This window comes from Oxobacter pfennigii, assembly GCF_001317355.1.
Taxonomy (GTDB): domain Bacteria; phylum Bacillota; class Clostridia; order Clostridiales; family Oxobacteraceae; genus Oxobacter; species Oxobacter pfennigii.
This window is the reverse complement of record NZ_LKET01000068.1, coordinates 150,249-172,948: the sequence shown is the minus strand read 5'-3', so window position 1 is coordinate 172,948 and position 22,700 is coordinate 150,249. Positions and strand designations below refer to the sequence as shown.

Genomic DNA, 22,700 nt, shown 5'->3' with positions numbered 1-22,700 from the left:
CTTTATTACGCAGCTTTTCGTTTACCGAACCAATATCGGGACAGCAGTTTCTGAAGCCACGGCATTACGAAGTAATCAAGTCCTAAAGTTCTTCCGGCGCCGCCCATTAAAGCGATTCCGGCTGCTATAAACCATACTATTTCAAGTCCGGCCATAGCGGAGATTATGAAGTTTAAGCAGAGGAATACTGAAGCCGCACTGGCAAGGAATGTGAACAATCCGGCCAATAATGCAAGTCCGATAGCTATTTCCATACATACAATCATAATCTGGAAATAGAAGCCAAAAGGCTTTAATATTTCCATAAAGGCTGTAAAGAAAGCCGGTGGAGAGCTTATCAAAGGCACAACAGTGCTTGTTGATTCAGCAGCGGCTGAAGCACTTGAAGTCGCATCTAAAAACATTGGAATCTTAACTTCCTTAAACCATCCTTCGTTAACCTTGACCAGACCTTCATGGAGCCACATAGCCCCTGTAAATACTCTTAAGAAGAACAACCATAATGCGTTTACTTTAGCAGATAAATGACCGCCTAAGAATGATCTCTTGTCCTTCATATTGAAGAATTCGTGACGGAGATATTTAATGATTAAATAGAATCCGCCTACTCCGAAGAGGTAATGTAAGTTTACAAGGTGTTTAGTTGCCATTGCAAAGAATCCTGACATTTTCATTCCGCCAACATTGGCTACACAATAGTGGCTGCCAACTGAAACCATGAAACCGTGATAGTTTGATTTGAATGGTTTCTTTGTCCCCATTTCCATGTCAGCTATTATATTATGTGCTGCAGTTTCAGCTGTCTGAACAGCAGCTTCAACTATCTGAGGAAGACTTTTGGCCTGTCCTTCCTCAACCCAAGCACAGTCACCAACAAGGTAAACATTTGGTTTTTCGAGGGATTGCATATATTCGTTTGCATTCAATCTGTTTCTGTTGTTTACAGGAATACCGAATTCCTTAGCGAATCCGCACCCCTGGATACCGCAAGTCCAGATGAGAGTCTTTGTATCAATAACCTTGCCATCTTTTAATGTGATATTATCAGGTGTAACTTCAGTTATTGGGGAGTTTAACATAAGGTCAACGCCGTGCTTTGTAAGCCAGTTTGCAACCTTTTGAGCTCCGCCTTCATCCAGCATGTTAAGAATCCTGCCTACTGCTTCAACGTTAATAAGCTTGATTTCTTTAGGATCGATGTCATATTTTTTAGCTAATACCTTTGAGTGGTCAACGAGTTCACCAATCATTTCTATACCTGTGAAACCAGCACCTGCAACGATGAATGTAAGCATTGCACGCCTTTTCTTTTCATCTTTTTCATAACGTGCTTTATCAAACATATTTTCAATATGATGCCTGATTTTTAAAGCATCCTTCAAGGACCAAAGAGAGAAACCATGCTCCTTAACTCCGGGAGTTCCAAAGTATGCAGGTTCACTTCCTGTACCTATAATCAGATAATCATACTTATATTCTCCGTTAAGAGTAGTTACTACATTGCTGTCAGTGTCAACTTTTGTGATTTCGTCTATTACAAGATTGACTCTTGATTTATTAAAAATCTTAAATAAGTCCACCTGTACTGAATCAGCTTCAACTCTGCCGCCGGCAACTTCATGAAGCTCAGTCATAAGAGTGTGGAAGGGATTTCTGTCAATCAAAGTAATTTTAACACTGTGATACTTCTTATACTTCTTGCTGAGCAATTTGGCCGCATGTACGCCGCCATAACCAGCGCCCAGAATGACAATGTGTTTTGATGTCATTTCCATCATCCTTTCTTTTATTGTATAATTAATAAATTAACGTATAGTAAAATCACACTTTATTTTAACAAAAAATTAAAAAAAATTCTACTCAAATCTGTATTTTTCTTAACGAAATTCAAAATAAATATTAATATTTATAATTTTTGATTATAGTGAAAATGATTTTATATAGGATTCAATTTTAACACCGTATTTTATATTAAAATATGATATTAAATTAAATAGATATAATATCTTAACATAATAATTTTTGCCAATTTTCCTGGTGGGAAATAAAGCTCAATTAATATGTCGGCAAATTAGTGTTTATTTACTATCCCTTTTATTGATAATATATTATTTATCATTTGTCAACTGGACTATTTATATTCATATAAAACAGTATTTTGCCAACTATAAAATTTCACAGCTAATTTCATGATATAATGATTTCAATGGCGCAGCCATTTGAAATGATCTCGCATGAATTTTACGAGTAAAATTCATGATATAATTATACTATATCAGGTTTTTATGTCGCATACATTGGGTAAGCTCAAAATCTTACTGAAATCATTGGGATGGAGGGATGAAATTGACTTATAAAAGGCTGCTGAATAAAAATCAGGAAGTTATAAAAAAGTGGGAGCTCTTTGTAAGGGAAAATATATTGGATGCAGGAAGCATAAGGAGCGTAATTGCGGAATCCTGGGTAAGGTGCAAAGGCTATGCAATTGACCCGTATGACGGAAGCAAGCTGGTTCAGCTGACAGAACAGGAACTTAAGAAGAAGTATGATGAATTTATGCCTCTTCTTGTCACCGCAAAGCCATTTATGGGGAGCTTATATAAAATAATAGAGAATTCGGAATTCGTAATCCGTCTTACAGACAGAGAAGGATACGTTTTAGAGCATATAGGAGAAGAACATTTGATCAAAATATACAATCCACTAAGCTTGGGAGACGGCTATAACATAAGAGAAGAAATAACAGGTACCAATGCCATAGGCATATCCCTTATAACAGGTGAACCTATACAGGTTGTGGGAGGAGAGCATTATATCAAGCAATATCATGAATGGACTTCGTCTGCATGCCCAATTAAGGATGAGCAGGGGAATATTTTAGGGGTTTTAAGCATAACAGGAAGCTATGAACAGGTTCATCCTCACACCTTAGGAATGGTGGTGGCAGCTGCCGAAGCCATTGAAAAGGAGCTTAAATTAGAAAACTCCAATAGGAGGCTTAAGCTTATTAATGAACGGTTTTATCAAATAACCGAATCCATATCGGAAGGAATTGTAGCCATTGACCAAAGCGGCATGATAATAAATATGAACAGGTTTGCGAGAAAACTTTTAGGTTACGGCGAAAAAGAGGCAGCAGGCAAATATATAAAGGATATAATTGCTGAGGGAAACAAAGAGAACATAATTAATGACATAAGTCACGGTATAAAGTATGAAGAAGAGGAAATAAACTTAAAGGGTAAAAACGGCAGAAAGAAAATATGCATTGCAAACATAACTCCCATAAAGATAATATCAAATAAAGAATTAATTGGATGTGTCATAACCTTCAGGGAAAAAAGAGTAGTTCACAGTCTGGTTAATAAAATAGTCGGGGCAAATGCCAGGTTTACCTTTGATGATATATTAGGAAAGAGCCAGGCAATAAGACATGCTAAAAGGATGGCAAAGATTGCGGCTACCATGGATGCCACTATACTTCTTTTAGGGGAGAGCGGTACCGGTAAAGAGATGTTTGCCCAAGCCATTCATAACGACAGCAAAAGAAGGGATTACCCCTTTGTGTTCTTAAATTGCGGTGCCATACCAAGGGATTTGGTGTCAAGCGAATTATTCGGCTATGAGGAAGGGGCATTTACAGGCTCCATAAAAGGGGGAAGGGCAGGAAAATTTGAACTGGCTGACGGAGGAACAATATTTTTAGATGAGATAGGAGATATGCCTCTTGATTCACAGGCACATCTTTTAAGAGTATTAGAGGATCACAAGGTTGTGAGAATAGGAGGACATGATATAATTCCTGTCGATGTAAGGGTCATTGCCGCCACAAATAAAGATTTATCCAGGGAAGTGGAGATTGGCAATTTCAGGCGGGATTTATATTACAGGCTTAACGTTATGCCTATAAGCACTCCTAATTTAAGAGACAGAAAAGAAGATATAGACCTTTTGGTGGATTACTTCATAAAAAAATTCTGCGTCACAACAGGAAAGAGCATTAAAAAAATAAGCGACAGCTTTTACGGAGTCATGAACAGCTATGACTGGCCGGGAAATGTGAGGGAGCTTCAAAATGCAATTCAGCTTATATTAAATATTGCAGAGGACAACAGCACTTTGACAGATAATGATATACCCAATAATTATAAATACTCAATAAAGACCGACGGCTTTAAAATAAAGGGGCGGCTTTTAACATTGGATGAAATAGAGAAACAGGCCATAGAGAAAACCATTGAAGAAACAGAGGGCAATTTGAGGATGACGGCAAAAATACTGGGAATTGGACGCAGTACATTGTACAGAAAGATGAAGAAATACAATATAAATATAGAATATGTATTGACATGATACACATGATTCAAAATGAAACACATAAATCCTTTATCATTTAAAATTGTGTGCCGTAATGAAACACAATAAAAAAACATCAGCAGATAACTGCCGATGTTTTTTTATTGTGTTATTAAAGGCCCGCCTTAAAAGCCGCAGGAAGCCAGCTTAAATATGAAATATTTGTAAAATTCTTAATTGGCATAAAAATTGCTTTGAATATAATAAACTAAATTTTAAATTGGGGGAGATAAACTTGGGCTATTCAATTTTGATTTTCCTTCTCTACTGGATTGTATTATCCGAAAGATTTACCCTTGAAGGAATTTTAACCGGAAGCTTCATTGCCATGTTTGTTATTTTTATAAACAAGGCATTGAGAGAGGATTACAAACCCGGAATTAATTTTAACCTAAAAAAAATGACTTATGGAATCAAATATATTCTCATCCTGATTAAAGAAGTGATAATTGCCAATATAAATGTGGCAAAGGTAATTTTAAGCCCTGCTTTAAAAATATCTCCCGTCATGATAAAAATAAAAACGGATATAAAATCCGAATTTCTAAAAACTCTCTATTGCAATTCCATTACCTTAACCCCTGGAACCATAACTGTAATGACTGATAAAGATACATTGCTCATTCATTGCCTCAAAGAAGATTATGCAAAAGGACTTCAAAATTCAGAAATGAAAAATATTATTGCTAGGCTGGAGGGGAATATATGATAATGCTTTATGTTTCGATATTTCTTCTGTCCTTTACTATAGTGCTTTTGATAATAAGGGCAATAACAGGACCTAAGATCGGAGACAGGCTTATTGCTATAAATGCCATAAGCACAAAAATAATAATGCTTTTATTGATTATTTCATTTTTATTTAATGAGACTTATTTTGTGGATGTTGCCTTTATCTATTCTTCAATAGGCTTTTTAGCCTCCATTGTCATTTCCAAATACAATGAGTTTTTATCAAGGAGGGCCATATGAAAACTATAATTTCAAGCTTGTTCATAACGGCCGGCCTCTTTTATTTTTTTGTGGGAGCATTAGGGATTTTAAGGCTTCCGGACATTTTCACAAGAGCCCACAGCGCTTCATTATGCGATACTTTAGGTGCATTATCGCTGATAGTCGGCCTTATAATTTATTGCGGATTTAATTTTGTCAGCCTGAAAATGCTTTTAATAATCATCTTCATATGGCTGCTAAGCCCAACAGCCACACACCATATAATAAAGGCGGAATACTTAAAAGAGCCCTATAAACACAGGGAAATAGGAGGGACAGATGTTGAAGCTGTTTAATATAATAATGCTTTTGATTTTAATTATTGCTTCTGTTTCCATATCATTTTTAAAAAATTTAAACTTTGCTGTCATTGTATTTGCAGCAGCAAGCCTTATAATGGCAATTCTGTGGCAGCAGTTAAAAGCCCCTGATCTTGCCATAACAGAAGCTGCCGTAGGTGCGGGAATATCCACCATTTTATTGGTGCTCACACTTAAAAGAATAAACGGGGTAAAAAAATGAAAAGAATAATTGCAATTATAACGGCATTTATATTGATCTGCATACTTTTGACAGGTATTTATGAACTTCCCTCCTTTGGAAATAAAGATAATCCCTCCAATAATGAAACAATGAAATATTATATTGAAAATGTAGTTTTAGATACAGGAGCGATAAATATTGTCACCGGAATAATACTCGATTACCGTGCTTTTGATACCTTCGTGGAAGCCAGTGTTTTATTTACTTCTGCTTCAATTGTAATTATGCTCTTGAAGGGGGGAAGCAAGGGCTATTTTAAAGATGCCGAATTTAAAGGCATAATATTAAAGGAAATAAGTGCAATCGTAATTCCCCTTATACAGATTTTCGGATTATATGTTATATTTTTCGGCCATTTAGGCCCGGGAGGAGGCTTTTCAGGAGGTACCATATTAGGAGCCAGTCTTATATTGATTCAGCTTGCCTTTAAGAAAGATAAGATAAATGACAAAGCATATAATGTTTTTTTAAGGCTGTTAAGCGGCGCCGCCATTTTATACGGAGTTATGAAGGGATATTCCTTCATAGCAGGAGGAAGCCATTTGCCTTGGTGGAAACCCTCCTTAGGCACTCCCGGAGATATTTTAAGCGGAGGATATATTCTGCCATTAAATATTATCGTAGGTATTATCGTATCAATTACAATGTATTTCTTTTATATGCTCTTTGACAGGGGTGATGTTTAGTGGATGTCTTTTTTAATAATTATTTCGAGACGGCGGCTATGATACTTTTTGGAATAGGGTTTACCACCCTTTTATTAAACAGCAACCTCATAAAGAAAATCATTGGCTTTAATATAATGGATATGGCAATTTTTCTCTTCTTTATAGCAAGGGGATATATTGAAGGAAGGGATTCTCCTATTATAGTCAAAGTATTTAAGGGAGCAGAAGGTTATATAAACCCCGTTCCTTCGGCATTAATACTTACAGGTATTGTGGTTTCTGTCAGCACCACCGCTTTTGCCCTGGCACTGACCTTGAAGCTTCATGAACAATACGGAACTGTTGATATAGATGAAATATCAAATGTAGGGGAGGAATAATCTTGGACATAATAAAGAGCTTTCCGTTACTTATTGTGCTTACACTTTTCATTTCGTCCTTTATTCTGCTTTTAATTAAAAAAGCAAAGGCGGCAAAAACAATAAGCCTGCTTTCATTATCATTTGCCCTGCTTTTATCAGCTATCCATATGGTATTCGTGTTAAGGGGGGGGTCTTATTATTACAGCATAGGTTATTTCAAGTCACCCTTTGGAATAGAGTTTTATATTACTTCTATAGAAGGGATAATGTTTCTTTTATTCTCCTTTGTATCCCTGATGGTAATTTGGTATTCGGCTTACAGTATCGACAAGGATATAAAGGAAACCCATATACCTTTGTATTATCTTTTAATAAATATATTGATAGGCTCTCTTTTGGGAGTGGTATTTACAAACGACATTTTCAACAGCTATGTTTTCATAGAGGTGGGGACCCTGGCGGCCTGCGGTATTATTGTGGTTAAGGATAAGAAGGAAAACATAAAAGCCACATTAAAATATTTATTTATGAGCTGCTTAGGCTCAGGACTCATACTCATGGGGATAGCCTTCCTATATACCATGACGGGACAACTCAATATGAGCTATATTCATCAATCCATTATAAATGTTCAGGAGGATTATAAAAGGACAATTCTTATAACCCTGAGCCTTTTCACTGTGGGATTGGGAGTAAAAAGCGCCATGTTTCCCATGCATAACTGGCTTCCGGATGCCCACTCCAGTGCTCCCGCACCTTCAAGTGCCATATTGTCTTCACTGGTTGTCAAAGCCTATGCCATACTTTTGATAAAGGTACTGTACAGGATATTCGGCTTAGATATAATAAACCAATTCCCCGTATTAAGGATAATACTCATATTAGGAAGTGCAGGCATGATAATGGGATCTGTCATGGCTATTTTTCAGAAGGAAATAAAAAGGGTGATTGCCTATTCTACCGTCGCCCAGATGGGCTATATATTCATGGGAGTAGGTATGGGTACTGAACTTGGTATCTCTATTGCATATTTTCACATAATAGGCCACGCCATCACAAAAGCAGCTTTATTTTTGACGGTGGGCTTTATGATTGAGCATACGGGAAATAAAAAGATAAAAGACTTTCACGGTATAGGAAAAAGGCTGCCTTTAACTTTAAGCCTTTTTACAGCAGGTGCTTTATCCATGGTAGGGATTCCTCTCTTGCCCGGATTTGCAAGCAAGTGGAATTTTGCCCTGGCTTCCATTCACAAGGGGGAATTGACTTTAATAGGTGTAATATTGATAAGCAGTTTGCTTAATGCTGTATATTATCTTCCCATAGCTATAAATGGATTTTTCGGAGAAGAGCAGGAAAGCGAAAAAGAAATTATAAAAGGCATTTTTTTAAAGGAGCTTTTGCCTGTTGTGATACTTTCCTTATGTATGGTGTATTTAGGTGCCGCATCGGAAGGAATCATCGAATTAATAAATATGGGGCTTATATAGGTGGAAAATATGAGTATATATTTTAAAGTAGATAAATTAGGGATATTATTTTCCTTGCTGGTAACCATCCTCTTTATATTAACCTTTATTTATTCCCTGGAATATATGAAAAAGGAAGGAAATATAAAAAGATTTCTATTCTATCTTTTATTAACAGAAGCTGTGGTTTTAGGAATTGCTTTTTCAGGTAATTTAATGACTCTATATGTATTTTATGAAATATTGGCATTAGTTACCTTTCCTCTTATAATTCACAAGGGAAATGGTGAATCAAAATATAACGGCAAGAAGTATCTTTTTTATTCCTTTGGAGGTGCGGCATTAATCTTATTTGGAATGATTGTGCTCTACAGCCTGACGAAAAGTACAGAATTTGCACCTTCGGGAATTGTTAACAATCTGCCATCAAACAACAGGGAGCTTTATATCATAAGCTATATATCCATGTTTTTAGGCTTTGGTGTAAAAGCAGCATTAGTACCCTTTCATTCCTGGCTTCCGGCAGTAATGGTGGCCCCCATTCCGGCCAGTGCATTTTTGGATGCCGCAGCAGTTGTGAAATCAGGAGTTTTTGCAATCATAAGAATGAGCTATTTTATATTCGGAGCTGAAGTTATATCGGATTTTTCAACAAACAGCATATTTTATATTTTTATTTTACTGTCCATAATCTTGGGCTCTTTTTTGGCACTACACCAGAAAAATATTCAACGACGTCTGGCTTATTCCACCATAAGTCATTTAGGATATATACTTTTAGGTATTGTAATGATAAATGAAGACGCTTTGATGGGAAGCCTTCTTCATATGGTCAACCATGCATTTATTAAAATAAATCTTTTCTTATGCACAGGCGCCATCATCTACATGACAAATAAAACCCGTACAGAAGAGATAAGGGGAATAGGGAAAAAGATGCCGGTGACCATGGGCTGCTTTACCGCATCAGCCATTTCCTTGATAGGCATTCCGCCGGCCAATGGTTTTGTCAGCAAGTGGTATCTGGCTTTAGGCGGACTTAGCTTGGGAAGGTGGATTTTTCCTCTGATACTCCTTTTAAGCGCTCTTTTGACAGCCTTGTATATACTGCCAATCATCACACAAGCTTTCTTTAAAAAAGGAAATGATGCTGTCATTGACATAGGAGAAGCTCCGCCAATGATTTTACTGCCAATTATGATAATCACTGCCATAATAATAGTTTTGGGGCTGTTCCCAAATACCCTGATAGAATTTATCGAAAAAATACTGTTGCCATTATTCTAAAAAGGAGGCAGAACTTTGGAAAATATCATGCTTTTTTCCGTACTCATACTTCCCTTTTTAGGTTCATTTGCAGGATATCTCTTGGGGAAGAAAAGCGAAAAGTGCAGAAATTTATTTTACATTATAATATCGGGTGCAATCCTTATTCTTTTGGTTATGCTTTACAGATATGTATACGCCGAAGCCATCGATATTTCAATCCGACATATAATGGGCACAGGTCTTCACTTAAGACTTGATTTATTCAGATATGTATTTTTGCTTCTGGCCTCTTTTCTATGGTTTTTAGCCCTTTTGTATTCCTTGAAATATCTCATAGGCTACAAAAACAGAAACAGAAACAGGTATTATTTTTACTTCATGCTTACCTTGGGAAGCACCATAGGTTTTTTTATTTCCGAAAATCTATTAAATCTCTTTACCTTCTTTGAGGTGATGTCCTTTACCTCTTATGTCCTTATAATTCACGATGAGGATGATTATTCCCATGATGCAGGAAACACTTACATGGTTACGGCAATAATAGGTGGATTGACCCTTTTAATGGGATTGTTCCTCTTGTATAATTATACCCAAACACTGGATATCAGCTTGCTTCATGAAGCCGTAAAAGACATGGGCAGTATAAAATATGTCATTTCAGCTCTTATGATAATAGGCTTTGGAGTAAAGGCAGGGATGATTCCTCTTCATACCTGGCTTCCAAAAGCTCATCCTGCCGCACCGGCACCTGCCAGTGCAGTTTTATCCGGAGTGCTTTTAAAGGCAGGGATTTTCGGTATAATACTGACCGCAGATATAATGCTTAAAGAGGATTTTTATGTTTCCATGGTCATATTTTGTGCAGGACTTATTAATATGTTTTTAGGCGGCCTCTTGGCCATGCTTCAAAGGAATATAAAGAGAATACTGGCTTACAGCAGTATAAGCCAGATTGGATATATACTGGTTGGTGTTGGCCTTACAGGCATTTTAAAAGAACATAATGCCATTGCCGTATACGGAACCCTTTTTCACATAATAAACCATGGTATTTTCAAAGTGATGCTCTTTATGAGCGCAGGCATAATATACATGGTGCTGCACGAATTGAGTATAAATGAAATAGGAGGCTTCGGAAGAAATAAAAACATACTTAAAGCCGTATTTTTAATAGGTATGTTTGCCATAACCGGCATGCCGGGCTTTAATGGATATGTGAGCAAAACCCTTATTCACCATGCACTGACGGAGGCTTACCATATATATCACAATTTTATTTTTAAGGCGGCGGAAATGGTATTTATATTAAGCAGCAGTTTTACAACAGCCTATCTTTTGAAAATCTTCATGGCAGTTTTCGTAGATAAGGGAAAAAGGGATTATAAGGGTGTAGCATATAACGCTTCTAAAATCATTTACCTTCCCTTGATTACTTTGTGTGTAGCTATAATATATATCGGCATATGGCCTAAAGATATATTATATTTAATAGGCGGAGCGGCAAAAACCTTTGGCGTTAAGGAAATAGAGGTTCATTTTTATGCCATGAAATCGGTCTTGGATTCACTTTTAATTAATTTCCTTGGAGGTGCAATTTATTTCTTATTTGTAAGGAAGCTTTTAAGAGAGGGAGAAGGGAATTTCAAATATTATATCAATCCTGCATTAAACTGGTTCAGTATTGAAAGGGATTTTTACATTCCGGCAGGCAAAATACTTTTTTTCCTGGGCTCCCATGTGTTTAAATTTATTGATGATGCCATTTTGAATTTAGCCCTTTTTTTTGTCAAAGCCTTTCATGCATTAAAAAAGCTTAATGAGGAAAGCCTTAAAAATTATATACATATGATAAAGGAGAGGTCATACACATATTTTGAGGGGATGAAACCCAAGGCAATTGCTTTGGCTCGTAAATTAAACGGCATTACAAGCTCCGTATATATATTTGCCTATGTACTAGTATTATTTTTATTGATTTTGATAATTTTTTAAAGCATTGGAAGACCAATGCTTTTTTATATACTATAAGTTTGTTAAAATATTAAAGGTTTTAAAATTTAGACAAGCAGTAAGGATGATATAAATGAGTGATAAACTTAAAGAAGATTTAATAATGGAAGTAAGCAGCATAAATATAGAAAATGAAAAGTCCCTCCATGCCGGCTTAAAACGCTGGTATTCAAAAGCTGGAGACAGGTTTGAGGTCAAGGTAGACGGATGTATTATAGATATTTTACGGGATGATTTGCTAATTGAAATTCAAACAAAAAACTTTTCAGCAATAAGCAATAAATTGAGAAAACTTGTTAAAAATCATAAGGTAAGGCTTATATACCCAATACCTGCAAAAAAATATATAGTTACAATAGATGAAAAAAAGACTGTAAGGCGAAAATCCCCTAAAAAAGGGAGTATATATGATGTTTTCAAAGAGCTTATAAGAATTACGGATTTAATTGCCAATGAAAATTTTGAAGCAGAGATACTCTTAATAGAGGAAGAGGAGATAAGAGTAAATGACGGAAAGGGAAGCTGGAGGAGAAAGGGCATAAGCATTGATGATAGAAAGCTTGTTAATGTCAGGGAAAGTATTATTTTATGCGGCAAAGATAATTATAAAAATCTTCTGCCCCTTGACTTAGGAGAGCCCTTTACTAACAAAAGCCTTTCTAAAAAGCTTAAAATTTCCATATCCAATGCTCAAAAAATGACTTACTGCTTAAGAAAGGCAGGAGTTTTACATATTTTGGGAAAGAACGGAAATGAATTGCTTTTTGAATTAGACTAGATAGCACAAAAATTTTTTTCATATACGTATATTTCTTTGCAGTATGTTATAGAATTCTTTAAGAGGGCTTGTACATAAAATTTACTGCGTATAAAATAAGGCCGTGTAAAGGAGGTAAGTATGGAAAAAAAGGATGGCACTAAATTTAGAAATCCCAATATATATAAAAAAACCATCACTGTTTTACTCATCATAATCATAATGCCCATGTCTGCTGCATTTGGCATTGTAGCTGCTTACATAAGCGATGCATCCTATGTTGATACAGCCAATTTTATGGGCAATTTGAAGCTCACAACATATATTTACGATAAGGACGGAAATTTTATAGAAAGCCTTCATGGCGTTGAAAACAGGGAATACATAAACATAAAAAATATACAAAAACATACCCGAAATGCCTTTATCGCCATTGAAGATGAGCGCTTTTTGAAGCATTCCGGAATAGACATAAGGCGTATTTTCGGAGCCCTTTATGCGGATTTGAAATCCGGAAGGTATGACCAGGGTGCATCCACCATAACCCAGCAATTAATAAAAAATACCATATTAACGAGAAAAAAAGAGATGAAAAGAAAAATCCAGGAAGCTTATCTGGCATTGAAGATAGAAAGTGAGCTTTCAAAAGACGAGATACTGGAATATTATCTAAACACCATTTATCTAGGTGGAAATGCCTATGGACTTCAGGCAGCCTCCCAGTATTATTTCAGCAAGGATGCATCAGAGCTCTCTTTAGCTGAAAGCGCATTGATTGCAGGTTTAACTCAAAGCCCCTCAAAGTACAATCCATATCTTAATGGAGACAGTCCAGAAGTTTATAAAAACAGGCAATTGACGGTGCTTTCAAAAATGCTGGAGCTTGAAATGATTACTCAGGAGGAGTATGAAAAGGCAAAATTAGAAGAGCTTAATTTTAAAAAAAGGGACAGCAATTCAAAGATAAAATATCCCTGGTTTATGGATGCGGTAATAAGGAGCATAACTACTGACTTAAAAGCAGAGTACAGATATGAGGAGGATGAGATAATACAGCTTATATACGGCGGCGGCCTTAAGATATATACAACACTGGACCCGAAAGTTCAGGACATTGTAGATAAATCAGTAGATGATCCTAAATATTATCCCCAGCTTAAAAAGGATGTGGCTGTGTGGGGAAAGGATGCCATAATTCAGCCCCAGGCGGCAGTTGTCATAAACGATTATAAGACAGGACAAGTGAGGGCTGTTTCTGGAGGCAGGGGAGAACAGCCCTTCAGGTCACAGAACAGGGCAACGGACCCTACCTTTGCAAGGCAGCCGGGATCTGCCATGAAACCTATCGCGGTATACGGTCCTGCCTTTGACTTGGGATATTCAACAGGAAGTGTAATCGATGATTCTCCTTTTAATTCCTATGAGGCATCATTGGCAGCTGGATGGCCCAAAGAAGGTCCTAAAAACCATGATGGCAGGTACAGAGGCTTAACCACCATAAGAGAAGGGGTAAAATGGTCCTCCAATGTCATGGCTGCAAAGCTAATATTGGAAATTGGAAATGATGCCAGCACGGAATACATAGAAAAATTCGGAATATCAACCCTTGTTCTATCGGGAAGCAGCAACGATTTAGGTCCTGCAAAAGCTTTAGGAGGCTTAACAAAAGGAGTTACACCCCTTGAAATGTCTGGGGCTTATGGTGTTTTCGGAAATGGAGGTACATATATTGAGCCTATTTTATACACCAGGGTGGAGGACAGCGACGGCAATATTTTGCTTCAAAAGGAACAGCAAAAGCATGAGGTAATATCTCCCCAGGCGGCTTATATGACCATTGACGTTTTAAAGGAAGTTGTTAATGGCGGAACGGGTTCGGCTGTAAAAAGCAAGGGAAACTTCACCTCATCGGCATCAGCAGGAAAAACAGGTACTACAGAAAAAGGGGCGGATGCATATTTTGCAGGACTGACTCCCTATTATTGCGGTGTCATATGGATGGGGCACGACAAGCCCAGTATAAGCATAAATGCAAAAAGCACCGAGACAGCATGGATGTGGGGAGACATCATGAGGCAGATACATACAGGCTTGGAGACCAAGGATTTTGAAATGCCGGAAGGATTGGTAACGGTTAAGGTGTGCAGGGACTCGGGAAAACTTCCTACGGAATTATGTCTTAAGGACCCCAGAGGAAGCAGGGTAATAGAAGAACTGTTTACAGAGGATAACGTGCCTTACGATACCTGCAAAACCCATGTTTCAATCAAAGTGGATATGTTTACCGGCAGGCCGGTCAATGAATTTTTTTATCCTTTCTTTACAGAAGAGAAAATTTATATTAAAAGATACCAGCCGGTGGATGACAGGGTTGAGGATTATGAATACCAGATACCCAATGAGCTTAATGATATGGGATATTAAGAAGAAAAAGACGGAATAATGAAGGGGCTGTTGCGTTTTAAACAACGTAATGAGCATTGTGAGAGTTCTTTAAAAGTTCTTGGTGACGCTGCCGCAGAAAATACTTAGAATTTTAGATTGTTTGAGCATAACGAGTTATCAAAATTCTTGTGTTTTCAAGGCAGGGAGCCTTAAAACTTGCAGAACTCGAACATAGCGAATGCAGTGTTTAAACGCAACAGCCCTAACTTTGTATCCTCAATTTATGTCATACTGGCCTCTGCTTCACTGATTAGCTGTTTTATAAGCTCTTTTACAGTAGTCATTTTATTTAATTTATAGGAGTTGATTCCGGTAAATATGAGGCCTTCGCTGATATTGCCACGAACAGCTTCAATTAAGGCCTTTGATATGCAATAGGGGGTTGTTGCCGGATTACAGGGATGAAGGCAGCTGTAACATTTTTTTACTGGCTTTATGCCTTCTTCCAGGGATTTTATGAAACTGTTTCTAATAGCTCGTCCCGGCATTCCTACAGGGCTTTTAACCAGTTGTATATCATCCTCACTTGCATTTAAGTATGCGGTTTTAAAATTGATATCGGCATCACATTCCTCTGTCACTACAAATCTTGTTGCCATCTGAACGCCGGAGGCGCCTATGGAAATATATTTTGCTATATCTTCTCCTGAAAATATGCCGCCTGCCGCAATTACGGGGATGAGCTTGTTGTACTTTTCTCTGTAAGGCTTTATTGCTTCTAGTACATCCTTGACTATATTTGATAATACCGGTTTTTTTTCGTTTTGAAGCTCTTCAACGGAAAAGCCTAAATGCCCGCCGGCATCAGGGCCTTCAACTATTACCATGTCCGGTGCGTAATTATATCTTTTATCCCATAATTTCGATATAAGATAGGCTGCCTTTCCCGAGGAAACGATGGGGGCTATCTTAGTTTTTGTGCCTTTTATGAATTCGGGAAGTTCTTTTGGAAGACCGGCGCCGGATACTATAAGGTCAATTTTTTCTTCGATGGCGGCTTTGACCATTTCCTTATAATTGTTCATGGCTACCAGAAAATTGACGCCTAATATGCCGCCGGGGCTTAAATGCCTGGCCTTATTTATCTCTTTTCTTAAGGCACGGAGGTTGGCCTCCTTGTTGTTGGTTTCAAAATCAGGCTCATTAAAGCCTATCTGAACTCCTGAAATAACGCCTATGCCGCCTTCATTTGCCACAGCCGAAGCTAATTTTGAAAGGGAGACGCCGACACCCATGGCACCCTGTATTATGGGTACCTTTGCCACCAGATTATCTATTTGTAAAGAGGGCAATTTCATATGATCAACTCCTTGGAAACTTAAGCTATTAATCAGATTATATATATAATACTAAAGCATGTCAATAAATCTTAGTACCAGGTAATAAAAACATTAAAATTATTTTATGCTATATGCACTACCTTTTTTTATTTTCAAGTTTGATTGATATCATACCGTATACTATCAAAAGAAATCCCGATAATAGGGGTATGACTTCCTTAAATAAAGGAGTGGTGTATAGGGATACCAGTTTATCATTAAGCATCATTTCCAGAGCAGTTTTTACAAGTACCCCTGCACCTAAGTAAATGGTCAGCGTATATTTATTTATAAGCTTAAGTACAATTTTTGTTCCCCAAAACAATATGGGAATATTAAAAAGCAGGCCAAATATTATAAGGCTGATATCGCCTCTGGCTATGCCGGCTATGGCAAGTACATTATCTATGCTCATTGTTATGTCGGCAGCTATTATGTTATATATTGCCTTTATAAAGCTTTTTTCAGGCTTTGCATAAGTTGTGCTGCCGCCTTCCTTTTGATTTATAAGGTCATAGGTTATTGATAACAGCAATAACCCTCCTAACAGTTTTATGGGCAGCCATTCTATGGCTATGAGAATTGTGGCTATAGAAGCAAATATTATTCTCATTAAAACTGCGCCTAAAATGCCTGTAATATTTGCAATTTCGGCATATTTAGGAGGTAGCCTGCGAACCGATAAAGCAATAACGCTTATATTATCTCCGGATAATACAATATCAATCAAGGTTATCTGCGCTGCGGAAAGAAGAAAAGAAAATAAATCATCACTCATATTCAATCTCCATTATATGTAAATCTACCGTTATAAAAACATATAAATGACATCGGTTATTTATGCATTAAATCTTGTCCAAAATCCTATAATACTTATACTAAAAATAAAAAAGAGATATACTATTAATAAATTTATCTTAAAATGCTTAACTTGTGGGTTAATCAAAAATACATTATAATGAATTTGTATTATTGTATACAATCGTACATTTTTTAACGGATCTCTATTTACAAAGGCAGTTCAATGGAGTATACTTGTATACAATAAAAATAAATGCAATTTATTGAAATTAAAATTGCATTTTATTTTATAATACGGCATTTATCAGGCAATCTATGGGGGTTAATTTTATGGTTAAGGAATATGGTTTTGATATAAGCATTCTAGATAAATATTCCGGTTTAGCAGAAAAAAACAACAAAATAGAAGCTGAATATTATTCAATGTACAACGTTAAAAGGGGATTGAGAAACAGCAATGGAACGGGAGTCCTTGTGGGATTGACAAAAGTGGGAGATGTAACAGGCTATATAATTGAGAATGACGTTAAGGTTCCCACTGAAGGAAAGCTCATATACCGAGGCATTGATGTGGAAAAAATAGTGGAAGGGTTTCAGCAGGAAAAGCGTTTTGGCTTTGAGGAAGTAAGCTATCTTTTGTTATTCGGAGAATTGCCCTGTAAAAAGGAGCTGCAGGAATTTAAAGAACTTTTAGGCAGCTGCAGGACATTGCCCGAAGGTTTTTTGGAAGATATGATATTGAGAGCCCCAAGCAAGGATATAATGAACAAACTCGAAAGAAGCGTCCTTGTAAGCTATTCCTATGACCCTAATCCTGACGATATCAGCATTAATAACGTATTAAGGCAGAGCATCGAATTAATGTCAAGATTTCCTGCTATGATAGCTTACGGCTATCAGGCAAAGGCCCATTATTACAGTGGTAAAAGCCTTTTTATCCATAGTCCATTACCTGAGTTATCCACTGCTGAAAATATACTTCATATGATACGAAATGATAATGGCTATACAAGCACCGAGGCTGAAATACTGGACTTATCGATGGTGCTGCATGCGGAACATGGGGGAGGCAATAATTCCACTTTTGCAACTCATGTGGTTTCTTCAACGGGTACAGACACATATTCTGCAATAGCTGCAGCCGTAGGTGCTCTAAAGGGGCCAAAGCACGGCGGCGCTAATATTAAAGTAATGGAAATGATAGCGGATATAAAAGATAATATCCGTAAATGGGATAATCGCGAAGAGCTTGAAAATTATCTTCGAAAAATATTGAGAAAAGATGCATTTGACGGTTCGGGGCTTATATATGGTATGGGCCACGCCGTTTATACAATATCAGACCCAAGGGCGGAGCTTCTTAAGAAAAAAGCAAAGGAACTGGCCGCCGAAAAGAATAGGATGGAAGAATATGAGCTCTACAGAAGCATAGAAGAGATAACAAAATGCATATTTGCAGAGGCAGAGGCAAACAGAAAAATTGCTGCTAACGTAGATTTTTATTCCGGCTTTGTATATGATATGCTGAACATTCCCCAGGAGCTCTATACTCCTCTTTTTGCTACGGCAAGAATCCCGGGCTGGTGCGCACACAGAATAGAGCAGCTGGCCAGCGAACCTAAAATTATAAGGCCGGCTTATAGGAGCGTAAAAGAGGAAGAGCATTATTGCGAGCTTGATAAGAGATAAAGAGCATAAAGAATCATGGGTAACCCCATGATTCTTTCATTTTAGCCTTATAAGCCTGTTGAGCGCGCAACGCGCGCGAAACAATAAGCCTACAGGTGGTAATATTACGCCGTTCTTTTGGTAGTAAACCAGGGTGAAAAAATATATATGCCTTCATTGTAATTGCTGTATTGAAGAACCAGTGAATTTATAATGGATAAGCTCCCTAAATACAGCATGCCTATTTGGGGTACCATTATGGTAAAGTCCACCAGGCCATGACCTAATATTATAACCTGTATACCTGCAAGAAGAGGAGCTAAGTCACACTTTTCCCTGCTTAAGAAGTATAACCCTTCTGCTATATATTTTTTAATAAAAAGATATATGCCCAGTCCCACAATACCAAGGGTGGCTGCCAAGGTAATTATGATATTGTGGCCGTGGAGGGTTCTGTGATACTGATGAAAAATATTCTTGCTTGCAGAATATATGCCAAGCAACCCATAGCCCGTTAAAGGCTTGTATTTAAACATGTTAAGGCATCCTTGCCATATGGCTTCCCGACTGCTTATGGAATTATTGACAGCATGTATCATGGGGCTGTTTGCGCTGTGAATTTGGGGCATTAAAGCCGGGGTGACGAACATTACACCTGCTATGATAATAAAAATTACAAATGTAAGATTATAAGTCCATTTATCCTTTTTCATAAGTCCGTAAACTATTAAAGCGGGCAGAAGTCCAAGGACGGCTCCTCTGGAGCCTGTAAGTATAAATACACAGGTGAAAAAACAGACAGCCCAAAAAAACAGTGCTTTTTTAAAGCCTTTATGCTTGCCGAAAAAATAAAGTGATATCAATATGACTGCAGCAAACCAGGTTCCGGCTATATTAGGGTTTCCAAAAGTGGAATACACCCTGTAGCCGTCATAGGTTATAAACTGCTTTGGTATACCAAATATTTGTCCCCATCCTACATACTTATAAAAAGCAGCTGTACATTTTTCTATAATGGCTATCACAGCTGAAACTCCGGAAAAAATCAGTATGTAATACATAAGGCTCTCAATTTTTTCTGTTTCAGTGAAATAATTATGAAGATATATACCCATTAAAAAATAAATTAAAATTAAAAGGGCAGCCGCTGTAGATAAAGGGCTTTCATTTATTATTCCGACAATGAGAGACCATATAAAAAGAAGAAACATCCCTGTATTAAAGGGACTTTTTGGTATAAAACAATTATTGACAACCGCTTTATAAGCAGCATATAACAAGGGTAATATGGATGTATAGGGTGAAATAACAAAAAATAATGTGGCTAAAGTAAGCATTGTTTTTGACACTCCTTTAAATCCTGTTCAGTATTAAATATACCCACAACATTAGATAATAAACTATATATAGTAAAAATTCAAATGATTTAAAACGCATGGCTTCAAGAAAGGCTTAACTTAATGGTTTTAAATTAAATAAAAGCCCAGTTTTTAAAGCAAAACTCTAAATTATCGAGAAATTTGAAATAAAAAAGATAAAGAATCGAATTCTTTATCTTTAGGTTATTTATAATTCACCTTTTAAGCCGATAGCTTCTGCGGATTTTCTCATGCCCTTTATTGTTTCTTCGATAATGTAGTCAAGGCTTAAATCCAGCATGCCTGCGCCATTTTCTATTACTTCTCTGTTGGCGCCGGCAGCAAAGCCTTTTTGGTTCCATTTCTTTTTCACAGACTTTGTTTCGGTATCCATTATGCTTTTGCTGGGTCTCATTAAGGCTGTGGCAGCGATAAGCCCTGTCAATTCATCTATAGTGTATAAAACTTTTTCCATTCTTTCAACTGGTTCAACGTCGCAGCATAGCCCGTAACCGTGACTTTCTATAGCATGTATGTATTCTTCGGGCCAATTGCTGCCAGATAATATTTCCCTTACTTTCTTACAGTGTTCCTCAGGATACATTTCATAGTCCAGATCATGCATTAAGCCTATGGTACCCCATTTTTCAGGGTCTTCATTAAAAATTTCCGCAAAATGCCTCATAACAGCTTCTACTGAAAGAGCATGTTTTATAAGGCGGTCATTTTTATTATACTCTAATAACAGGGCAAATGCCTCTTCTCTTTCCGGTATGTTTTTTTCCATAGTAAACCTTCTTTCATCAGAAACCTTAGTTTTATGCTTTTTTATTATTTTAAAGATTTATGAAATTATTGTCAATGACAAAGTAAAAAAGGACCGGATTAACCGATCCTTTTATTATATGGTCAATTCAAGTAATTCAATGGATTTACAGCCTTATCATTAATCCTTACTTCAAAATGCAAGTGATTGCCTGTAGCATCGCCGCTTCTGCCCATATCAGCTATGTGCTGCCCTTGCTCTACGCGTTCTCCCACGCCTACTAAGAGTTTGGAGCAATGCCCGTAATAGGTTTTCATACCATCTCCATGGTCTATGATAACCAGACGGCCGTATCCGCCGTCCCAGGCACTGAATATGACTTGGCCGCTATTATAGGCAAATATGTCTGTTCCGGATGGTGCTGCTATATCAACACCTTTGTGAAACTCGCTGCCTCTGTACCCAAACCTCGAGTATATTACTCCTGCAGCCGGCCATCCACCGGCTATGTTTGGGGTTCTGGCAGCCTGAGCACCGCTTCTTGATGCCAAAGTAACCGCTGAAGCTTTGGATTTATTTACTGCTGCTTTTACTTTTTTGGTTTCGGGCTTTTTAGCCGATATTTTTTCGATGTCTTTAACAGTCTCATTTAAAAGCTGTTCTTCCTTGACGGGAAGCTTAATTTCCTGGCCGATTTTGAGACTATTGGGCTTTTTTATGTCATTTAATTTGATTAATTCATCTAGATCTACATCATATGTAGATGCTAAACCCCATAGTGTATCACCGCTTTTAATTTTTATGACTTTCTCTTTTGGTGAAGGAACTTTTGCATTGGCTCCGTCTTTTTTGTAATAGGCTAAATTTATGACCTGCGGCTCATCAAAAAGTTCTTCGTAACTGTTGTCATCAGAAGTCAATGAGGCACCTGATGCATTAAGGCCAGTATCATTTTTCAATGTTCTATCGATATAAACTGCATTTGATGATTTGTATGTCCCGCTGTTAAATGATTTTTGATCCACCCCGGATCCCGGGACTGTAATTGCGATGGAAACTCCGGAAATAAAAACAGTGAAAAGAATCAGCCAGGCAGCCAGGTACTTTAGTCTGTTGGTAAAAAGACCCTTTAGCCTGTTCATATGGATTTTCCCCCTCTATGTGCTTACGAGGTTAGTTGACGGGTTAGGCCATAGAGTAGCCCTCTTTTTAATAGATTCACCCCAATAGATATATCCCCCGTTCCGGATAAACCGGATTCAGCTTACATGTATACTATTATATGCAATAAGGTAAAAATTGTAAAGGCCCATTATTCAGTAAATAGCAGCATTCTGGCATGATATGGCAATTTACAAATGTAATATATATCATTTATTTACAAATGCTAATATTGAATGATATTTAAGGCTATAAAAAGGTTAAATATACTAAAGATATTGAAATATTTATTGTATTTCTGCTATAATACATTGGGAATCTAAAACATAATACGGAGGAAAAACATGGAACGTACTTTTGCTATGATCAAGCCTGACGGAGTATCCCGCGGACTTACAGGAGAAATTATTAAAAGATATGAACAGAAAGGTTTAAAAATTGCCGCCTTGAAAATGATGAATGCAGACAAGGCTACAGTGGAGGAACACTATATAGAACATAAGGAAAAAAGCTTTTATGGCGAGCTTTTAGACTATATATTAAGCGGACCTGTAGTTGCCATGGTTATTGAAGGGCATTCAGCCATAACCTTGGTACGCAAATTAAACGGCGCTACGAAGGTTGAAGACGCCCAGCCCGGCACAATAAGGGGAGATTTCGCAGCTTCCACAACAAATAATATAGTACATTCCTCAGATAGCATCGAATCCGCTGAAAGAGAAATAAAATTGTGGTTTAAATAAAAAATGCAGGTA

20 protein-coding genes and 1 riboswitch are annotated in these 22,700 nt (G+C 37.2%); of the genes, 14 read left to right on the top strand and 6 right to left on the bottom strand.

Going from position 1 to position 22,700, the window contains the following annotated elements:
- Positions 1-5: 5 nt before the first annotated feature.
- Positions 6-1,769 (bottom strand): FAD-dependent oxidoreductase, encoded by a 1,764-nt coding sequence (locus OXPF_RS20300; protein ID WP_152967820.1) that lies wholly within the window; start codon positions 1,767-1,769, stop codon positions 6-8.
- A 577-nt stretch (positions 1,770-2,346) separates the two neighbouring features.
- Between OXPF_RS20300 and OXPF_RS20295 the strand changes: the two genes are divergently transcribed.
- The 12 genes from OXPF_RS20295 to OXPF_RS20240 all read left to right on the top strand — a co-directional run bounded on the left by OXPF_RS20295 (position 2,347) and on the right by OXPF_RS20240 (position 14,851).
- Positions 2,347-4,353, top strand: a complete 2,007-nt coding sequence (locus OXPF_RS20295) for a sigma-54-dependent Fis family transcriptional regulator (RefSeq protein WP_054877035.1) — start codon at positions 2,347-2,349, stop codon at positions 4,351-4,353.
- A 238-nt stretch (positions 4,354-4,591) separates the two neighbouring features.
- Positions 4,592-5,065, top strand: a complete 474-nt coding sequence (locus OXPF_RS20290) for a Na+/H+ antiporter subunit E (protein ID WP_054877034.1) — start codon at positions 4,592-4,594, stop codon at positions 5,063-5,065.
- Positions 5,062-5,328 carry an MrpF/PhaF family protein gene (locus tag OXPF_RS20285; protein ID WP_054877033.1) on the top strand — a complete coding sequence of 89 codons (267 nt, stop codon included), beginning with the start codon at positions 5,062-5,064 and terminating at the stop codon, positions 5,326-5,328. Before OXPF_RS20290 ends, OXPF_RS20285 begins: the two co-directional genes overlap by 4 nt.
- Positions 5,325-5,645 (top strand): monovalent cation/H(+) antiporter subunit G, encoded by a 321-nt coding sequence (mnhG, locus tag OXPF_RS20280; RefSeq protein WP_054877032.1) that lies wholly within the window; start codon positions 5,325-5,327, stop codon positions 5,643-5,645. Before OXPF_RS20285 ends, mnhG begins: the two co-directional genes overlap by 4 nt.
- Complete coding sequence (locus OXPF_RS20275; RefSeq protein ID WP_341443046.1) at positions 5,629-5,871, top strand: hydrogenase subunit MbhD domain-containing protein; 243 nt, start codon at positions 5,629-5,631, stop codon at positions 5,869-5,871. The genes mnhG and OXPF_RS20275 overlap by 17 nt, the downstream gene beginning before the upstream one ends.
- The gene (gene mbhE, locus OXPF_RS20270) at positions 5,868-6,578 is read left to right on the top strand and encodes a hydrogen gas-evolving membrane-bound hydrogenase subunit E (RefSeq protein ID WP_054877031.1); all 711 of its coding nucleotides are present in this window, start codon (positions 5,868-5,870) and stop codon (positions 6,576-6,578) included. Before OXPF_RS20275 ends, mbhE begins: the two co-directional genes overlap by 4 nt.
- A complete protein-coding gene (locus OXPF_RS20265) occupies positions 6,578-6,940 on the top strand; it encodes a sodium:proton antiporter (protein WP_278308413.1) in 363 nt (120 codons plus the stop codon). Before mbhE ends, OXPF_RS20265 begins: the two co-directional genes overlap by 1 nt.
- A gap of 2 nt (positions 6,941-6,942) precedes the next feature.
- Complete coding sequence (locus OXPF_RS20260) at positions 6,943-8,412, top strand: complex I subunit 5 family protein (protein ID WP_054877030.1); 1,470 nt, start codon at positions 6,943-6,945, stop codon at positions 8,410-8,412.
- Positions 8,413-8,421: 9 nt separating this feature from the next.
- The gene (locus OXPF_RS20255) at positions 8,422-9,678 is read left to right on the top strand and encodes a complex I subunit 5 family protein (protein ID WP_054877029.1); all 1,257 of its coding nucleotides are present in this window, start codon (positions 8,422-8,424) and stop codon (positions 9,676-9,678) included.
- A gap of 15 nt (positions 9,679-9,693) precedes the next feature.
- Entirely contained in the window at positions 9,694-11,652 is a 1,959-nt protein-coding gene (locus OXPF_RS20250; RefSeq protein WP_054877028.1) for a complex I subunit 5 family protein, read from the top strand.
- Positions 11,653-11,743: 91 nt separating this feature from the next.
- Entirely contained in the window at positions 11,744-12,448 is a 705-nt protein-coding gene (locus tag OXPF_RS20245; RefSeq protein WP_054877027.1) for a DUF8091 domain-containing protein, read from the top strand.
- A gap of 120 nt (positions 12,449-12,568) precedes the next feature.
- The gene (locus OXPF_RS20240) at positions 12,569-14,851 is read left to right on the top strand and encodes a transglycosylase domain-containing protein (protein WP_054877026.1); all 2,283 of its coding nucleotides are present in this window, start codon (positions 12,569-12,571) and stop codon (positions 14,849-14,851) included.
- A gap of 242 nt (positions 14,852-15,093) precedes the next feature.
- Here the strand turns inward: OXPF_RS20240 and OXPF_RS20235 are convergent, their stop codons facing one another.
- On the bottom strand, positions 15,094-16,170 hold the full coding sequence (locus tag OXPF_RS20235; RefSeq protein WP_054877025.1) for an NAD(P)H-dependent flavin oxidoreductase: 1,077 nt from the start codon (positions 16,168-16,170) through the stop codon (positions 15,094-15,096).
- A 118-nt stretch (positions 16,171-16,288) separates the two neighbouring features.
- Entirely contained in the window at positions 16,289-16,969 is a 681-nt protein-coding gene (locus OXPF_RS20230) for a YjbE family putative metal transport protein (RefSeq protein ID WP_054877024.1), read from the bottom strand.
- Between the two features lie 353 nt (positions 16,970-17,322).
- Between OXPF_RS20230 and OXPF_RS20225 the strand changes: the two genes are divergently transcribed.
- Complete coding sequence (locus tag OXPF_RS20225) at positions 17,323-18,681, top strand: citrate/2-methylcitrate synthase (RefSeq protein WP_054877023.1); 1,359 nt, start codon at positions 17,323-17,325, stop codon at positions 18,679-18,681.
- A gap of 104 nt (positions 18,682-18,785) precedes the next feature.
- On the opposite strand, the gene OXPF_RS20220 is transcribed toward OXPF_RS20225, so the two are convergent.
- The 3 genes from OXPF_RS20220 to OXPF_RS20210 all read right to left on the bottom strand — a co-directional run bounded on the left by OXPF_RS20220 (position 18,786) and on the right by OXPF_RS20210 (position 21,926).
- Positions 18,786-19,775 (bottom strand): O-antigen ligase family protein, encoded by a 990-nt coding sequence (locus OXPF_RS20220; RefSeq protein ID WP_160317280.1) that lies wholly within the window; start codon positions 19,773-19,775, stop codon positions 18,786-18,788.
- 451 nt (positions 19,776-20,226) lie between these two features.
- Positions 20,227-20,805 carry an HD domain-containing protein gene (locus tag OXPF_RS20215; protein WP_054877021.1) on the bottom strand — a complete coding sequence of 193 codons (579 nt, stop codon included), beginning with the start codon at positions 20,803-20,805 and terminating at the stop codon, positions 20,227-20,229.
- 122 nt (positions 20,806-20,927) lie between these two features.
- Positions 20,928-21,926 carry a peptidoglycan DD-metalloendopeptidase family protein gene (locus tag OXPF_RS20210; RefSeq protein WP_054877020.1) on the bottom strand — a complete coding sequence of 333 codons (999 nt, stop codon included), beginning with the start codon at positions 21,924-21,926 and terminating at the stop codon, positions 20,928-20,930.
- A gap of 5 nt (positions 21,927-21,931) precedes the next feature.
- A riboswitch (cyclic di-AMP (ydaO/yuaA leader) is annotated at positions 21,932-22,059 on the bottom strand.
- Between the two features lie 230 nt (positions 22,060-22,289).
- Between OXPF_RS20210 and ndk the strand changes: the two genes are divergently transcribed.
- Positions 22,290-22,688 carry a nucleoside-diphosphate kinase gene (gene ndk / locus OXPF_RS20205; protein WP_054877019.1) on the top strand — a complete coding sequence of 133 codons (399 nt, stop codon included), beginning with the start codon at positions 22,290-22,292 and terminating at the stop codon, positions 22,686-22,688.
- Positions 22,689-22,700: the final 12 nt, after the last annotated feature.

Excerpts from the sequence above, each read along its gene's own strand:
- OXPF_RS20300 (WP_152967820.1), bottom strand. The coding sequence starts at position 1,769 with ATGACATCAAAACACATTGTCATTCTGGGCGCTGGTTATGGCGGCGTA.
- OXPF_RS20285 (WP_054877033.1), top strand. The coding sequence starts at position 5,062 with ATGATAATGCTTTATGTTTCGATATTTCTTCTGTCCTTTACTATAGTG.
- mnhG (WP_054877032.1), top strand. The coding sequence starts at position 5,325 with ATGAAAACTATAATTTCAAGCTTGTTCATAACGGCCGGCCTCTTTTAT.
- OXPF_RS20275 (WP_341443046.1), top strand. The coding sequence starts at position 5,629 with ATGTTGAAGCTGTTTAATATAATAATGCTTTTGATTTTAATTATTGCT.
- mbhE (WP_054877031.1), top strand. The coding sequence starts at position 5,868 with ATGAAAAGAATAATTGCAATTATAACGGCATTTATATTGATCTGCATA.
- OXPF_RS20255 (WP_054877029.1), top strand. The coding sequence starts at position 8,422 with ATGAGTATATATTTTAAAGTAGATAAATTAGGGATATTATTTTCCTTG.
- OXPF_RS20245 (WP_054877027.1), top strand. The coding sequence starts at position 11,744 with ATGAGTGATAAACTTAAAGAAGATTTAATAATGGAAGTAAGCAGCATA.
- OXPF_RS20240 (WP_054877026.1), top strand. The coding sequence starts at position 12,569 with ATGGAAAAAAAGGATGGCACTAAATTTAGAAATCCCAATATATATAAA.
- OXPF_RS20235 (WP_054877025.1), bottom strand. The coding sequence starts at position 16,170 with ATGAAATTGCCCTCTTTACAAATAGATAATCTGGTGGCAAAGGTACCC.
- OXPF_RS20230 (WP_054877024.1), bottom strand. The coding sequence starts at position 16,969 with ATGAGTGATGATTTATTTTCTTTTCTTCTTTCCGCAGCGCAGATAACC.
- OXPF_RS20225 (WP_054877023.1), top strand. The coding sequence starts at position 17,323 with ATGGTTAAGGAATATGGTTTTGATATAAGCATTCTAGATAAATATTCC.
- OXPF_RS20220 (WP_160317280.1), bottom strand. The coding sequence starts at position 19,775 with ATGGGTATATATCTTCATAATTATTTCACTGAAACAGAAAAAATTGAG.
- OXPF_RS20215 (WP_054877021.1), bottom strand. The coding sequence starts at position 20,805 with ATGGAAAAAAACATACCGGAAAGAGAAGAGGCATTTGCCCTGTTATTA.
- OXPF_RS20210 (WP_054877020.1), bottom strand. The coding sequence starts at position 21,926 with ATGAACAGGCTAAAGGGTCTTTTTACCAACAGACTAAAGTACCTGGCT.
- ndk (WP_054877019.1), top strand. The coding sequence starts at position 22,290 with ATGGAACGTACTTTTGCTATGATCAAGCCTGACGGAGTATCCCGCGGA.